Origin of the sequence: Porphyromonas sp. COT-108 OH2963, from assembly GCF_000768895.1 — a bacterium.
Lineage (GTDB): Bacteria > Bacteroidota > Bacteroidia > Bacteroidales > Porphyromonadaceae > Porphyromonas_A > Porphyromonas_A canoris.
Genome location: NZ_JRAP01000002.1, coordinates 249,326 through 265,111 on the forward strand (window position 1 = coordinate 249,326; position 15,786 = coordinate 265,111).

Annotated in this window: 10 protein-coding genes; 6 read left to right on the plus strand and 4 right to left on the minus strand. The window is 44.2% G+C overall.

The window, feature by feature from the left end; translation table 11 throughout:
• Positions 1-126: 126 nt before the first annotated feature.
• Genes clpX through panD form a run of 3 tightly spaced genes read right to left on the minus strand, consistent with a single transcriptional unit; the run spans position 127 to position 2,545 of the window.
• Positions 127-1,434 carry an ATP-dependent Clp protease ATP-binding subunit ClpX gene (gene clpX / locus HQ39_RS01035; protein WP_036862820.1) on the minus strand — a complete coding sequence of 436 codons (1,308 nt, stop codon included), beginning with the start codon at positions 1,432-1,434 and terminating at the stop codon, positions 127-129.
• An 11-nt stretch (positions 1,435-1,445) separates the two neighbouring features.
• Positions 1,446-2,147 carry an ATP-dependent Clp endopeptidase proteolytic subunit ClpP gene (gene clpP, locus HQ39_RS01040; protein WP_394358435.1) on the minus strand — a complete coding sequence of 234 codons (702 nt, stop codon included), beginning with the start codon at positions 2,145-2,147 and terminating at the stop codon, positions 1,446-1,448.
• Between the two features lie 44 nt (positions 2,148-2,191).
• Positions 2,192-2,545 (minus strand): aspartate 1-decarboxylase, encoded by a 354-nt coding sequence (panD, locus tag HQ39_RS01045; protein ID WP_036792314.1) that lies wholly within the window; start codon positions 2,543-2,545, stop codon positions 2,192-2,194.
• Positions 2,546-3,034: 489 nt separating this feature from the next.
• Here panD and HQ39_RS01055 point away from each other — a divergent pair, with 489 nt between their 5' ends.
• Positions 3,035-4,765, plus strand: a complete 1,731-nt coding sequence (locus HQ39_RS01055; protein ID WP_052079301.1) for a glycoside hydrolase family 3 protein — start codon at positions 3,035-3,037, stop codon at positions 4,763-4,765.
• A 95-nt stretch (positions 4,766-4,860) separates the two neighbouring features.
• Here the strand turns inward: HQ39_RS01055 and HQ39_RS01060 are convergent, their stop codons facing one another.
• On the minus strand, positions 4,861-5,862 hold the full coding sequence (locus HQ39_RS01060; protein WP_036862824.1) for a malate dehydrogenase: 1,002 nt from the start codon (positions 5,860-5,862) through the stop codon (positions 4,861-4,863).
• Between the two features lie 191 nt (positions 5,863-6,053).
• On the opposite strand from HQ39_RS01060, the gene HQ39_RS01065 reads away from it, so the two are divergent.
• From HQ39_RS01065 to HQ39_RS01085, 5 genes are all read left to right on the plus strand, one after another.
• Entirely contained in the window at positions 6,054-8,480 is a 2,427-nt protein-coding gene (locus HQ39_RS01065) for a DUF5686 family protein (protein ID WP_036862827.1), read from the plus strand.
• Between the two features lie 821 nt (positions 8,481-9,301).
• Positions 9,302-9,721 carry a hypothetical protein gene (locus HQ39_RS01070; RefSeq protein ID WP_036792322.1) on the plus strand — a complete coding sequence of 140 codons (420 nt, stop codon included), beginning with the start codon at positions 9,302-9,304 and terminating at the stop codon, positions 9,719-9,721.
• A 151-nt stretch (positions 9,722-9,872) separates the two neighbouring features.
• A complete protein-coding gene (locus HQ39_RS09105) occupies positions 9,873-11,384 on the plus strand; it encodes an efflux RND transporter periplasmic adaptor subunit (protein WP_052079302.1) in 1,512 nt (503 codons plus the stop codon).
• A gap of 18 nt (positions 11,385-11,402) precedes the next feature.
• Entirely contained in the window at positions 11,403-14,504 is a 3,102-nt protein-coding gene (locus tag HQ39_RS01080; RefSeq protein WP_316931416.1) for an efflux RND transporter permease subunit, read from the plus strand.
• Positions 14,501-15,685 carry a TolC family protein gene (locus tag HQ39_RS01085; RefSeq protein ID WP_052079305.1) on the plus strand — a complete coding sequence of 395 codons (1,185 nt, stop codon included), beginning with the start codon at positions 14,501-14,503 and terminating at the stop codon, positions 15,683-15,685. The genes HQ39_RS01080 and HQ39_RS01085 overlap by 4 nt, the downstream gene beginning before the upstream one ends.
• Positions 15,686-15,786 lie beyond the last annotated feature (101 nt).

The following is a 15,786-nucleotide window of genomic DNA, read 5'->3' on the forward strand; positions in this document are numbered from 1 at the left end:
ATTCTTCGAGTGGTTCTCACTTTAAGGAAAGTGTTAAGAATCCTTCCCTATTTGAAGTTAAATATAGCAATAAAACGAATATACCAACCACTTCTCATGATATTTCTTTGAAAATATCGGCTTTCTCTACAAATACCCCTCTTTGAAATCTGTCAGATCGATATGTCCCTTTGCGTACTCCAAGTCTATGTGCAGTCTTTTCTCCTGACTTGAAGGCATATTGAACATTGCTTCTCTCATCAATCTTTCAAAAACACCTCGAAGGCCGCGAGCTCCAAGCTTGTATTCCAAAGCGACATCTACGATAAAATCATAAACCTCTTCGGATATATCCAAGTCTATACCATCCATCTTCATCAGCAGCTTGTACTGTTTTGAGATGGCATTTTTCGGTTCTGTCAAGATCATTCTCAGGGCATTCCTATCCAAAGGCAGCAGATGGGTGAGGACGGGAACACGTCCCACTATCTCAGGAATAAGACCAAAAGACTTAAGATCTGCAGGCAAGAGATACTTCAAAAGATCCAGCTCCCCAAGTTTTTTATGCTTGTTCTCCACGCCATATCCCACCACTTTGGTATTTAGACGTTTGGCGATACGCTTCTCTATACCATCAAATGCCCCTCCGCAGATAAAGAGGATGTTGCTTGTATTGATCTTAACCATCTTCTGCTCCGGATGTTTGCGTCCGCCTTCGGGGGGAACATTGACATCCGTACCTTCAAGAAGTTTCAGCAGACTCTGTTGCACGCCTTCACCGCTCACGTCTCTTGTGATGGATGGATTGTCGCTTTTTCTTGCGATTTTATCTATCTCGTCTATAAAGACTATGCCTTTCTCAGCAGATGATACGTCATAGTCTGCTGCTTGAAGCAGGCGAGACAAAATGCTTTCCACATCTTCTCCGACATATCCGGCTTGGGTAAACACTGTGGCATCCACTATCGTGAACGGAACGTGCAGGAGTTTGGATATGGAGCGAGCCAGAAGAGTCTTTCCCGTTCCTGTGGGTCCAACCATCATGATATTGCTCTTCTCCAGCTCCACTTCACTATCTGCAAGGTAAGACAAATCTTTACCTCCGGCGATATTTGCCTGTTTGTACTGCAATCTCTTGTAGTGGTTGTAAACAGCCACTGCAAGTGTTACTTTGGCATCATCCTGTCCTACGACATATTTGTCCAGATAGGCTACTATGTCTTTCGGTTTGGGAAGAAGCTCCAAAGGAGGAAGTTCTACGCTTTTCCCTTTTTTCTTTTTGTTATAGTTGGGGTTTAGTGCCTCTTCTAAAGCATCATGAACGGCATAGGCACACCTGTCACACAGATTTCCTTGAGGGCCCGGAACCAAGATGTCAACCTGATCCACTCCCAATCCGCAAAAAGAGCAGTGCTGCTTCTGTCTATCTTTATCTTCAGACTTTTTCTTACTCATGTACAGGGTTATTAGGCATTCTTGTTGTCGTTGCGTACAAGCACCTTGTCTATCATTCCGTATTCCAATGCTTCTTGAGACCCCATCCAATAATCTCTGTCGCTGTCTCGCTCTACCTCTTCGATAGATTTCCCGGAATGTTTTGCTATGATGGCATAAAGCTCCTTCTTCACTTTGAGGATCTCTCTTGCAGCTATCTCCATGTCCGAAGCCTGCCCCTGCATTCCGCCGAGAGGCTGATGGATCATGACGCGGGAGTGGGGAAGTGCCATGCGTTTGCCTTTCTCTCCGGCAACCAATATTATTGCAGCCATGGAAGCCGCCATACCGGTGCAGATGGTATTAACATCGCAAGAGATATACTGCATGGTATCGTAAATGCCATATCCGGCATAGACGCTGCCTCCGGGTGAGTTTATATATATAGATATATCCTTTCCCGGTTCACTGGTCTCCAAGAACAGAAGCTGTGCTTGTATTACGTTGGCAACATAGTCGTTGATACCGCTGCCGAGAAAGATGATTCTGTCCATCATCAAGCGCGAGAAGACATCCATTTGGGCAACATTCAGCTGGCGTTCTTCAATGATTGAAGGATTGATATATCCGCCTTCGGCTCTGGTATTCAAGTGCCCTATATATTGTTCCACTCCGAGGGATGACAGCCCGACATGCTTGGTAGCATATTTCAAGAACTCCTGTGGATTGTACATACTGTTCATATCTTTTATCTGTTATTCATGTATAGACTTCGGGATTACCGAGCCAACTTATTTGTAGCAGTATCGGGGAATATGATTGTCGGCTTCAGCGTCTTGGCTTCTTCCGGTGTAACCATCGCATAAGCCACGATGATGACGACGTCTCCAACCATAAACTTTCTGGCGGCAGCACCATTAAGGCAAACAATACCGCTGCCTCTCTCGCCGGGTATGGTGTAGGTTTCGATCCGCTCTCCGTTGTTGTTATTTACGATTTGCACTTTTTCTCCCACCAAAATACCCGAAGCGTCCAGAAGATCTTCGTCTATGGTAACACTGCCTACGTAGTCCAGATTGGCTTCCGTAACGTGTACTCTGTGAATCTTGGACTTTAATACTGTGATATACATTGTTTTATATTCAATTATTCGCTACCCTTCATAGCACTTTTTCTACTTGGGTACTCATATTTCGGTACAAAAAAAGGGAAATTCTCCCACCTAACCAAATCTTTCTTTTGGCTCTTTCTTTCAGCCCTCTTTCCATGCTCTGTTCAAGCCTTTATTCTCTGTTTTTTCTCTTTATAGCTGTTGAAAAAATAGATTGATCAGGTATATATTTATGCTTAAATATGATAAGAAGTTGAAATCATGCCTTGGAACGCAAGAAACAAGGTTTGATTTGTAGCCATCAAACCTTGAATACCACAAATCAAAGCACGATTTGCAGAAGATTTAAGGTTCATCGCAACTTTTATTCCCGTTAATCTCTTTATTTGAACACGTTCGGCAAAGAAATGAAAGAGGATCACCACTCCGACCAAGAGAGTGGAAGCCTTAAAGAGTAGAAATACGGCTGTTCTTCTTACATTTGTATAATAGAACAAATAAGCATTTATCATGAATACCAACCCAAACATTCGAGTATCTTATCTCGTTTTTACCGCCCTTGCTCTATTGCTTTGCTCTTTCTCGATTGCTGCTCAATCTGCCAAACATCCCTTAAAACTGTTCGGGAAGAATGCCGAAGCATACTACAGCCAAGCCGACTCCATAATGGAACGGATGAGTTTGGAAGAGAAGGTAGCACAATGTATGATGCCGATGGTCGTCCCTTCTACGGACGCAAATGCCATGAAAAAATGGGATTTTCTTATTGACGGCAAGATGGGAGGTGTGCTCTTCAGAGGGGGAAGTGCGTATGATCAGCTCTTCATGACCAATAGAATGAGAGCAAGAGCCAAAACACCCATGATGGTGGCTTTTGATGGTGAATGGGGATTGGCTATGAGGCTTAAAGGTACAACACGATACCCCAAAAGTATGTTGCTGGGTGCAATAGATGATGCGTCGCTTATGAAGGAGTATGGAGAAGTGGTTGCAGAAGAAGCCAAACAGATGGGCATTCATGTGATGTTTGCTCCTGTGTTGGATGTAAATACCAATCCGGCAAATCCTGTCATCGGTATTCGGAGCTTCGGAGAAGTTCCACATAATGTGTCTCGCCTGGGTATTGCCTACTCGGAAGGGTTGGAGGCAAATGGTATCCTCTCTTGTGCCAAACATTTTCCCGGACATGGAGACACACATATAGACTCTCATGAGGCTCTGGCAACGGTTGCGGCGGATCGTCAGACTTTGGAAGAGACTGCTCTTCTTCCCTTTAGAGAGTATGCTCGTGCCGGAATGGGTAGTATGATGGTCGGGCATCTTCTGGTGCCGTCTCTATCTTCGACATCGTTTCCTGCAAGCTTAAACAGAGATATATCTACCATTCTGCTTAGAGACGGACTCTTGTTCGATGGACTTCTCTTTACGGATGCTCTCGAAATGGAGGGCGCAAAGGAGAATAAAAAGATCAATGTGGCACTTGAAGCGTTCAGAGCCGGAGCAGATCTGTTATTGGGCAGCAATACTCCGTTGGAAGATATTATGACCATAGCGGATGCCGTAAAAAGAGGGGAACTGCCGAGTTCTGAAGTGGAAGAGAGGTGTCGGCGAGTATTGGCATTCAAAATCGCTTTGGGATGTATGGATAGAACAGCTCTCTCTTCGGACAGACTTCTTCAACGTCTTCATGCAAAAAAAGCAGTGCAGCTATCTGAGAAAATGCACGCTCTTGGCATGACTTTGGTGAAAAACAATAACACTCTGCCTTTGAAGCCGAACGATGGAAAAAAGATCGTATTGCTGGTGGATGGAAACGAGAGTTTGATGAATGATTTTGCCCGCCACATCCCTCGCCAACTGTTATCGAAAAAGTTTCTTTTATCTAAAACGGATGCGATGAAGCAGGTTCATAGAATATCGGAAGAGACATCGGATAGGGAGCTTCTTCTGCTTGTACTGTCCGGTAAGAGGGTTGAGAATAAAGAAGCTCTTGAATCTTTACAAGTCAAAGGGAAGCCGCTCATCGTGGTGATGGGAACGCCTTATCTTCTTAATGCTTTGCCATTGTTATCCGAAAAAGCTTCCGCTATCTGTGTCGGGTACGAAGATACCTCCATGGCTTGCAAAGCGATGGTTGAAGCCATAACCGGCGTTGCCCCTTTTAGAGGAAAGCTACCGGTCTCCATAGATATCCTGCCCGTTCAAACGGCTTCATACTCCTCGCCTTTGATTAAGCAGTAGAACTATTCGGATCAGGCTAAAAAAGAAATCCCTTAGAGCAAGCACTCTAAGGGATTTTCTCTTTTCTTCTTTATGAAAGATACTTTACAGCACCATTACTTGATATTGGGGTTAAGTTCGTTCCACTTATCAAGAGTAGGGAGGATACCCATAGCGATAACTTGATCTCTCAATTCGCACAAGTGCTTGTAGCTGCTTTGCAGTTCAGCCATCTCTTCCGGAGTACCCTTTGTTTCCTTATATACCACACCATTTTTGGTGATGTCTGTTTCCATAGCCATCATGATATGGTCGAATCCTTGAGTAGAAACATAACATCCGGAAGGCCAACGGAAAGCTTCTCCGCCCATAGCCGCACGAATCATCTCTATTGAAACGTAAGAAGGGCTTTGGAAAGAAGAGCGTCCACGAAGCTTAATGATATTGGCTCCACCTTTTACCACACGTTCTCTTAGAGCAGCCCAAGCTTCATTTGTAAGCTTATCTGTGCCGATAAGATCGGTGAGAGGAGTGCCTTGAACCTTTGCAGTAGATGCAAATACTGCCATTTGCTCTCCGTGTCCACCATAGGTACGTGGGTTGGTTACCTCGCTTTGCATGATGCCGAAGTGCTTAGCCAATTCGCTTTGAAGTCTTGTAGAGTCAAGACCTGCAAGGGTAGTTACTTGAGTTGGCTTGAGTCCTGAGTGAACCAAAGTAACAAGACCGGTAATATCTGCAGGGTTGAAGATGATGACAACATGGTTAACATCCGGACAGTACTGCTTGATGTCTTTACCCAATTGAGCTGCGATCTCTGCATTACCCTTCAAAAGATCTTCTCTTGTCATGCCATCCTTTCTTGGTGCTCCACCTGAAGAAACGATGTACTTGGCTCCGGTAAATGCTTCCTTAATATCTGTGGTGTAGGTGATATTGATTCCTTCAAATCCACAATGCCTTAACTCTTCTGCTACACCCTCCAATCCAAGAGCAAATGGATCGAACAAACATAGGTTCGGAGTAAGCTTCATCATAGCTGCTGTTTGTGCCATATTTGAGCCGATCATACCGGCAGCACCAACGATTACGAGTTTGTCTTGTGTCAAAAATGCCATAATTATAAATGTTGTATAAGTGTTTATTGTGTTTCTTCTTTGTGTCGACTTTTATTTCTTCCTTCACAAAGATAGTCCATTAAAACGGTATTTCTATGATCAAGAAGCCTAATATAGATAAAAATATATGCAAAAAGCAGAAACTATTGCTTATTGAAGAATAAAAAGAAATAGCCTATTTTTGTAATCGAATGAGTTATAACAGAATAACATATTTACTACTTTTAGGGGTCTTCTTGCTTTTGGGATTAAAGCCTGTGAGGGCTCTTGCCGGAGGCATACTGCTTATCCCGGATAGAGTGGAGCATATCCCGATGCAAGATAGCACTTCTATCATACATAAGCAGGCAGGTGTATGGAAAACGCCGGATGTTATTGTTGTAGCAAAAAGAGGGAAGTATCAGGCAAAGAATAATCCTGCAGTGATTCTTTTGGACAGCATTCAGAGCAAGCATAGACAGAGACTGCTGTTGGTGGATGATGTTCAAATCTATTCTGCCAAAAGATATGAAAATCTTACTCTGTGCCTTTCCAATTTCAACTTGAACAATAAGTTGATGAACAAAGCCTTTCCATTCTTTCAGAAATATGTGGAGAGATCTGTTTTTGACAGGTCGTACATCTTGCCTCTATCTGTCAGAGAATCTGTTACAGCAGTAGGGACAGACATCAAAAAGTCTAAGAAAAACGAGGTCGTACTCTACAGAAACACGCTCGGAGTGGATCAAGACATAGATGATGGTACTATGACCAAAAGCCTTGACGAGATGTTTCCAGACATGGATATCCATGCCAGCTACATAAAACTGCTGAATAACAGATTTGTTTCCCCGATAGGCTCTCAAGGAACCAAGGCATACAAATATTATATAACGGACTCTCTGGTCAATGACCAAGGGGATAGCCTTCGGGTATTGAGCTTCTATCCTTTCACGCCACAAGCATTCAATTTTACGGGAAGTGTCATCGTTAATACGACCAAAGACTATACCATAGAGAGGTGCGAGCTGGAAGTGCCGGAGTATATCAACCTCAATTTTGTAGAAAAGCTCCGAATAGAGATAGACTACATGGCTCTTGAGAATGGACTTATAGTGCCCAAAACGGAAAATATGTACTCTCAAATGTCGCTTTTTCACCGACTATTGAAAGTATACAGCATTCATAACAGAATGTACGATAACCATGCATGGAATCCTCCGGACTCTATCGTCCTGAATACTCCATCTCGATATATAGATCTTTCAAATACTGATGCCGCAGTGGCTTTAGATAGTACTTATGTTGTGGATCGCAGGCTTCTGTCCACGAACGAGGGGCTTAAATCGTTTTTGGATGAGATGAAAGAGATTTCGTTTTATCGCTTCGTCTTCGGCACGATAGATACTTTTGCTTCCGACTATCTGAGAACACGCTATCGAAAAGATATGCTCTTTGGCGGAAGTAAATTCAATTTCGGTCCCATTTCGAGCTTTGTGTCTACCAATGCGATAGAGGGATTGAGACTCAGGATAGGGGGACAGACAACCGGCTATCTGTTTTCAAACTTTTTCCTTGACGGCTTTGCAGCTTATGGCTTCAAGGACAAGCAGTGGAAGTATTCCATATCTTCCTCATACTCTTTTACGGATAAAAAGTACAATCTGAACGAGTTCCCCAAGCACGATATTACCATTACGAGCGAACGGGATCTGCATACTCCGGGACAGATATACTCCAGTTCCAGCAAAGATAATCTGCTAAACAGCTTGGGCTCTGCCTATCTCACAAACAGATCTTACCGCAATGCGGCCAAAGTGAGTTACAGGAAAGACTGGTTTTCCGGACTCTCTCTCCGAGCGGAGTGGACGAAAGTAAAAGATACTCCCACCGGTACATATCGTTATCTGAAAATATTACCGGACTCCACATTGGAGATAGTACCTCACATTCAGGATGTCAAACTGGGTATTCATCTAAAGTATGCACCGGGTAGCAAGGTGTATGAGGGAGCTTCCAGAAATCCGGAAAAGGTGAGAATTTCCATGGATATTCCGGAGATACTATTCAGCCATGAGACAGCCATTCCACGTATGGGCGGAGAGTATTATTACAATAGATCCGAGATTGCTTTGCAACAAAATCTATGGATTGGTCGCCTTGGGAATATAGACTATAAGATAGGTGCCGGTATTATTTGGAACCATGTGCCATTCCCGATGCTCTTTTCACCGCCTGCCAACTCCTCATTCGAGTTTTACTCTCATGCGTTCCAGCTTATGCGCCCATTGGAGTATGTTGCCGATGAGTACGCTTCTCTTTTTATGAGTTATCACATGAAAGGACTTCTTCTCAACAAGATCCCACTCATCAAAGAGCTTAAACTTAGGGAAGTGTTGATATTCAACGGTATGTACGGCAATACAAGTAGACGCAACCATCCCAAGTATTCGGATGAAATTTTTATCACTCCACCCGAAACCACACCCATGTCTCATAAATGGTATGCAGAGTGTGGGGTGGGATTGGAGAATATTTTACGTATCTTGCGTGTGGATTTCTATTACAGAATAACCCCTTCTCGCCTCAAAGATTATAATGAATTCGGGTTCAAGATGAAGCTGCAGTGGGAGTTTTAGTTCCTGAATATCAGTCTTATTCTTCTTTATTCATCCGACAGAAAGGCTCTGTAAATCGGAGCAGATACACGCTTTTTCTAAAAAGAGACAGGGGGGGCTGCCCACTTGGCTTTTTTATTCAATTACAGATGACATATTTTTATATATTCCATCCCGAAGATTTCTCCCTTAATACCGCTCTCTATATTGATCTTTCCTCTTGTTTTTAACGCCCAATCGAATTGTTAAAATTGGCTTGATTCTTCACACAAATTAGGCAATTCTGGTAAGTGAAAAGTGTGAATAGGGATAGTCGATCGGCTAAACGTGTTTAATTTTTCAGTAAACACGTTTATTGATTTCATTTAATACGTTTATCGAATTCACTTAATACGTTTAGATTTTTGGTTTAATGTATTGATAATTAGATGTTTATGATATTTTCTTGATTGGATGACCATTTTTTATGTATATTCTTAGTTAGGATTTATTCACACTAAAATGGTATAAATTTCAACTATATTAACGAAAAAACAGCCTATGAAAACGACCGAGAGGAGAGTTGATCAAAAATTTGAGATTTTGATAAGATGTTTATTATAAGTGTTTTATGAGAAATCTGTTTTTCCGAGTAAGCTGCAAAAGCAAGAAAAGAGAAAGAAAATAAGGGAAAGAGGTGCGGTACTTTTATATAAAAACATCTTTGACTTTTGCTTCAAAAGCAGGAATGATTTTAGAAAATGGTGTTGTTTTGAATAAATAGAAGGAGCCGGATAAAATTGTTGCTTTATTTGGATATAAATTGTTACTTTTGCCCTATACGTTGTGCAGATTTCATCTTTATGATAGACAGACGCATCATATTAGTGACTTTGATTACCGGTATTTTCGTGCTGGTGCACTCTTTGGCTCCTCATCTTCACTTGAATGAGCACTTCGTATCTGTAACATCTATTGTAGGCGAACAGAAGCGTACACATACACACGGAGACGATTGTTCTCACAGCGATGGGAGAGCGGAAGAGTGTTTGGTGAAAGATGCTTATGTGGCTTCATCCAGAAGCGTCAATGATGCCGATCAGATTCCGGAACCGGTTATTTTAGACCTAAGTTTCGGGGTAGCGTTTCTTTTGAATGGCATAGAGATAGATGGTGCAGCAGCTTTTCCTGTCCGAACATTACTATTTAATCCTTACGTAAAGTACAAGCTCTCAGAAGCTGTACTGCCTGTCTCCGGTTTACGCGCCCCTCCCGTTTTATAGATCTGTCGAGTCCGGATATTTTCTGAGACTTTATCTTTCTTTCTGCCATCCGTATGGCGAGAAAGAGGGTTACGTTATATACTTCTGTCCGATATATTCTCATGTTGTCGGCAGAGGAAGTCCTGTAAAACCTATAAACAGATTCTATAAAATGAGACGATATACCATAATATTATCTCTGCTCCTTACTATAATCTTTTCAGGATGTGGAGCAAAAAAAGATGCCGAGAAAGAGGAACATACGCACGATGAAGTGCTTCAGCTTACGGCATATAACGACCATTACGAGTATTTTATCGAAGCCACACCATTTGCTAAAGGAAAAGCCTCCAATATAACCATTTATGTTACTCAACTTTCAGACTTTAAGCCATTAGAGTCGGGAAAGATAACCGTTAGCCTTATTGGTGAGGCGATGGAGACCGTAAAACAGGAAGTCGAAGCTCCTCAAAGTCCGGGGATATTCAAGCTGAAGCTTGCCCCATCAACAGCAGGAAAAGGAGCTTTGTTAATAGAAATGATTGACGGTAAAGGAGAACAGCAGCCAACCCGAACACCGGAAATAGTCGTATTTAACAATCTTCATAAAGCACAACATGCAGCTGCAGATCTTGTCATAACCAGTTCCAACGGCGTGGCTTTTACTAAAGAGATGAGTTGGAAAATAGGCTTTTCGACAGAAGTGTGCAAGAAAGAGCAGTTTGGACAGGTGATAAAGACCATGGCTCAAATAGAACCGGCACAAGGCGAAGAGCGTGTTATCGTGGCAAAGAACAGCGGTATCGTTTCCATTCCATTCGGGGATATGGTGGAGGGGAAATCTGTCTCTTCCGGACAGACACTGCTTTACGTAGAAGGGGGAGAATTGGTAGATAATAACCTTGCCGTACGTTACCGAGAAGCTGAGAGCCAATATGCGCTGGCAAAAAGAGAGTATGAGCGCAAACTCTCTCTTGTCGAAGATAATATAGTTACGGAAAGCGAACTTCTTCAAGCCAAATCGGAGTACGAGACAGCAGAAAGTATCTTTGATAACTTAAAGAAAAACTGTTCCGGTAATCGCAGAGCCGTAACTGCTTTAATATCCGGATACGTAAAGCAACTCATGGTTGCCGGTGGAGAGTATGTGGAAGAGGGGCGTGCCATCATGACTATCTCGCAGAATAAAAATCTGTTTATTCGGGCGGAGATACCTTCCAAATATTATCCTTATCTCGGAGATATCTCCGCAGCTCATTTCAAAAAGATGAACGATGAAAAGATATACACACTTGAGGAATTGGATGGTAGCTTGGTCTCATACAGCCGTTTTGTTAATACGGAAACCCCTGTGGTATCAACATTGTTCCGTGTAAAGAATATTGCCGATCTGCTTCCCGGTTCTTTCATAGAGATGTACATCCGTACAAGAGGTCAGGAAGAAGTTCTCACCATCCCCAATGAGTCTCTCATAGAAGAGATGGGAAACTTCTTTGTTTATCTGCAACTTACTCCGGTTCTGTTTGAAAAAAGAGAGGTGGAGACAGGAAGGAAAGACGGTTTGAGAACGGAGATCGTTCGAGGTCTCTCCGAAGGAGATAGAGTGGTGGCACGTGGAGCTGTTTTGGTAAAGCTGGCACAAGCATCCGGATCAATAGACCCTCATGCCGGTCATTTGCACTAAAAAGAAAGGAGGATAGTGATGAATATTATAGATAATATAATCCGATTCTCTTTGAAGAACCGGTTGGTTATCTTACTCGCTTCGGTGCTTCTCATAATAGGAGGTATCTACTCATCGGGAAAGATGGATGTGGATGTCTTTCCGGATCTTACGGCTCCTACCGTTGTTGTCATGACCGATGCCCAAGGAATGGCTACGGAAGAAGTAGAGCGCCTTGTTACTTTTCCGATAGAGACAGCTGTAAATGGAGCAACAAATGTGCGAAGAGTCCGTTCTGCCTCCTCTTATGGTTACTCTTTTGTCTGGACGGAGTTCGACTGGGGAATGGATATATTCAAAGCCAGACAGATCGTGAGCGAAAAGATGGTTGCTTTGGGCGAGTCTCTGCCCGAAGATATTACTCCGATTATTGCACCTCAATCCAGTATTATGGGGGAGATCCTCTTTATAGGTATGCAGGCAGACTCCACTTCCATGATGGATTTGCGGACATTGGCAGACTGGGTCGTAAAGCCGGCGATACTTGCCACCGGAGGTGTCTCACAAGTTACCATAATAGGAGGAGATCTAAAGCAGTATCAGATCTTTGCTGATCCTCAGAAGATGCACGCCTATGGTGTAACGATGTCAGAGCTGGAAGCCGTAGGAAGAAGCATGAGTACGAACTCTACCGGAGGAGTTGTGAGGGACTATGGTAACGAGTATGCCATCAGAGGTATTGCCAGAACAACCGATTTGGAAGAGCTTGGATCCACTCTTGTGAAGATGAATGACGGAAAACCGGTACTGCTTTCCGATGTCGCAGATGTGGTGATAGGCAGTGCCATCAAGATGGGATATGCTTCCCGAAATGCTATTCCGGCTGTCATTCTATCTGTTTCCAAGCAGCCGAACATCAATACGCTGAATGTAACAAGAAAGATTGAAGCCAATCTGAAAGAGATTCAAAAGTCTCTTCCGGCAGATGTAAAGCTGGATAGCCATATATTCCGTCAGGCAGATTTTATAGAGCGTTCGGTGAGCAATGTAGGTCGAGCGTTGTTGGAAGGAGCGATATTTGTGATTGTTGTACTGTTTATCTTCCTCAACAGCTTTAGGACTACGGTTATCTCCGTTATTGCCATTCCTCTCTCTCTTCTTGGCACTCTTGTCATACTTTATCTTCTTGGATTGGATATTAACACGATGACACTGGGAGGGATGTGTATAGCCATTGGTTCTTTGGTCGATGATGCCATAATAGATGTGGAGAATGTTTACAAGCGACTAAGGCAGAACCATAAGAAGCCAAAGGCCGAACGAGAGTCGGTCTTCACGGTTGTCTTTGAGGCATCCAAGGAGATACGTGCCTCTATTCTTAATGCAACGTTCATAGTCATGGTTGCTTTCGTGCCTCTCTTCTTCCTTTCCGGGATGGAGGGTCGCATGCTCAAACCGCTTGGAATAGCGTATATTATCTCTCTTTTCATGTCTTTGGTTACTGCTATGACCGTAACACCTTTGCTTTGCAAGATGATCCTGTCAGGAGAAAAGTACCTTAAAAAGAACGAAAAAGACAGCTGGATCACTCGCAAACTCTCTGCCGGATACTTCAAAACTCTCTCATGGGTATTGGATAACAAAAAGAAAGTCGTGGCTTTCACTGTGGTTCTTTTTGTCGGAGCCATAGTGATATTCTCTCGAATGGGACAGAGTTTTCTTCCGGAGTTCAATGAAGGATCTGCGGTTATATCCGCCGTTGTCAAGCCGGGAGTATCGCTGGATGTGAACAACGAGATTGGTTCCATGATAGAACGATCATTATTGGAGATTCCGGAGGTAATCAGCACAGCCAGACGGACAGGAAGAGGAGAGTTGGACGAACACTCACAGTCCACCAACGGAGCAGAGATCGACGTCAATTTCAAGCTTGACAAGCGAAGCAGAGAAGAGCTCTTCAATGAAATGAGAGAACGCTTGGCAGGCATTCCCGGCATTGCAACCACGATAGGACAGCCGTTGGGACACCGGATAGATCACATGCTTTCCGGAACCAGAGCCAATATTGCGATCAAAATCTTCGGTACTGAGCTGAGCAGACTCATAATGTTGGGTAACCGGATCGAAAGTGTTATAGAGAAAATAGACGGAGTGGTGGACGTTTCTGTGGAGCAGCAGACCGAGACACCGCAGTTACAGATCCGAGCCAATCGGGGAGCATTATCCAGATATGGTATAAGCATTGAAGAGTTCAACCGCTTCATCGAGCTGGCATTCTCCGGTGAGCAGCTTTCCGAAATCTATCAAGGACAGAGAAGCTTCGGAGTGGTATTAAGGCTGGATAAACGCTACACCTCCTCCATAGACGCTATAAAAGATGCTCTTATAGACACCGGATTCGGAGGAAAAGTTCCTTTGAGTGAAGTTGCAGAGATTGTATCCGCGGGAGGACCGAGCAGCATTTCAAGAGAAAACGTACAGCGCAAGCTCGTTGTTTCCGCTAATGTCTCCGGACGAGATCTCAAAGGAGCGGTAGAAGAGATACGCACCGAGATAGAAAAAAGCACGACACTTCCGGAAGGTTATCGCATAGAATACGGAGGACAGTTCGAGAGTGCGCAGAGTGCCACACGGACTCTTCTGATCGCCACGATAGTCTCTCTCCTTGTCATCTTCTTGCTGCTTTTCGGAGAGTTTCAGAGTGTTTCGCTCTCCGCCATCGTACTGTTGAACCTGCCATTGGCACTTATCGGAGGCGTTCTTGCCATATTCTTTACCACCTCTATTGTAAGTATTCCTTCTATCATCGGCTTCATCACCCTGTTTGGGATAGCCACTCGCAACGGAATACTCCTCATCTCCAAGTACAAACAGCTGCAAGAGAAGCAGACACCGCTGCATGAAACAGTATTGAACGGTTCTATTGACCGCCTCAATCCTATCCTCATGACCGCCCTTACCTCTGCACTTGCGCTCATTCCGCTTATTCTCAGTGGAGACAAACCAGGTAATGAAATTCAGAGCCCTATGGCTGTTGTTGTGTTGGGCGGGCTTCTCACCTCTACTCTTCTCAACATCTATCTCATGCCGATAGTGTACGAATGGTTCGCACAAAGAAAACAAAAACAGAACGCACAATGAAGACAAAAATACAGACCCTGATATTACTCCTATCTCTTACTGCTGCACCTCTCCTTGCGCAAGACATATACACTCCTGTGCTTAGGCAGATAGAGCAGAACAGCAAGAAGCTCAAAACGCTCCAACGGCAATATGAAGCCAAAAAAATCTCCAATAAGACCGGGCTTACTCCTGCCAATCCGGAAGTGGAATGGGGCTATTTCAGAGGCAGGCCTGCAGAACTGGGAGTGCGTCAAGAGATCATCGTAAAGCAGACACTGGACTTTCCAACCGTTTATCTGTATAGGAAAAATCTCTCCGACAGACAGAATCGCACGGCTCACTACCAATACCTCACGGAGAGGATGGAGCTGATGTTCGCAGCCAAATCACTTTGCATAGAACTCGTTCGCTACAATGCTCTTCTCGCGCTATACGATAGGATCTTGAACAATGCACGTCGGATAGCCACCGCGTACGACAGAATGAGTAAAGCCGGCAGCGTCAATGTCCTTGAATACAATAAAGCCATTCTCAACCTCACCAATGCTGAAAACAAGCTCAAGCTCCTCGATCTGGAGCGAGAGCGACTCCTCTCCGAGCTTGCCGTGCTCAATGGGGGAGAAGCACCGGAGTTTGTCATCGACTCTTATCCTGCCCCTGAAGAGATGCCGGACTTTGACATCTGGTACACGGACGCACAAGCCAACAGTCCGCTCCTGCTCACACAAAAAGAGCAAGAGCATGTCGGTGAGCAGCTGCTCAGGCTCACTCGTTCCGAGACTCTTCCGAAGCTCTCCGTCGGATACTTGGGAGAGTTTCTCACCGGCGAGCGGTTCCAGGGCATCACCGTGGGCGTCTCCATTCCTCTCTGGGAGAATAAAAATCGCATTCGTCAAGCCAAGGCGGAGCTTCTTGCGGCACGCGCCGAGACCGAAGAGAGCCGCACACAGCACCGACGCCACTATCGCAACCTCTACGACAGAGCCAAAGTACTGAGACAAAACATAGACCGCTACAATGCCGTCCTTGCCGACAACCGCAACGACACACTCCTCTTCAAGGCGTACGACAACGGAGAGATCTCCCTGCTCACCTACCTCTTGGAGGTCGAATACTTCTTCCAGACCTATGAAGAGAAGCTGAATATGGAGCGAGACCTTGCGCTTGTACAAGCCGAACTCACGGCGCATCGTCTCTGAACTCCTCTTCTTTTTTGTTTCATACTACATAACAAAAGGTCTCCGATAAGCATCGTAACGCTTATCGGAGAGCTTTTTTAGGAATGTGATCTGAGCAAGTA

Bases quoted from the DNA above. Each gene is read 5' to 3' on its own strand.
- clpX (WP_036862820.1), bottom strand. From the start codon at position 1,434: ATGAGTAAGAAAAAGTCTGAAGATAAAGATAGACAGAAGCAGCACTGC.
- HQ39_RS01065 (WP_036862827.1), top strand. From the start codon at position 6,054: ATGAGTTATAACAGAATAACATATTTACTACTTTTAGGGGTCTTCTTG.
- HQ39_RS09105 (WP_052079302.1), top strand. From the start codon at position 9,873: ATGAGACGATATACCATAATATTATCTCTGCTCCTTACTATAATCTTT.
- HQ39_RS01080 (WP_316931416.1), top strand. From the start codon at position 11,403: ATGAATATTATAGATAATATAATCCGATTCTCTTTGAAGAACCGGTTG.
- HQ39_RS01070 (WP_036792322.1), top strand. From the start codon at position 9,302: ATGATAGACAGACGCATCATATTAGTGACTTTGATTACCGGTATTTTC.
- HQ39_RS01060 (WP_036862824.1), bottom strand. From the start codon at position 5,862: ATGGCATTTTTGACACAAGACAAACTCGTAATCGTTGGTGCTGCCGGT.
- clpP (WP_394358435.1), bottom strand. From the start codon at position 2,147: ATGTACAATCCACAGGAGTTCTTGAAATATGCTACCAAGCATGTCGGG.
- HQ39_RS01085 (WP_052079305.1), top strand. From the start codon at position 14,501: ATGAAGACAAAAATACAGACCCTGATATTACTCCTATCTCTTACTGCT.
- panD (WP_036792314.1), bottom strand. From the start codon at position 2,545: ATGTATATCACAGTATTAAAGTCCAAGATTCACAGAGTACACGTTACG.
- HQ39_RS01055 (WP_052079301.1), top strand. From the start codon at position 3,035: ATGAATACCAACCCAAACATTCGAGTATCTTATCTCGTTTTTACCGCC.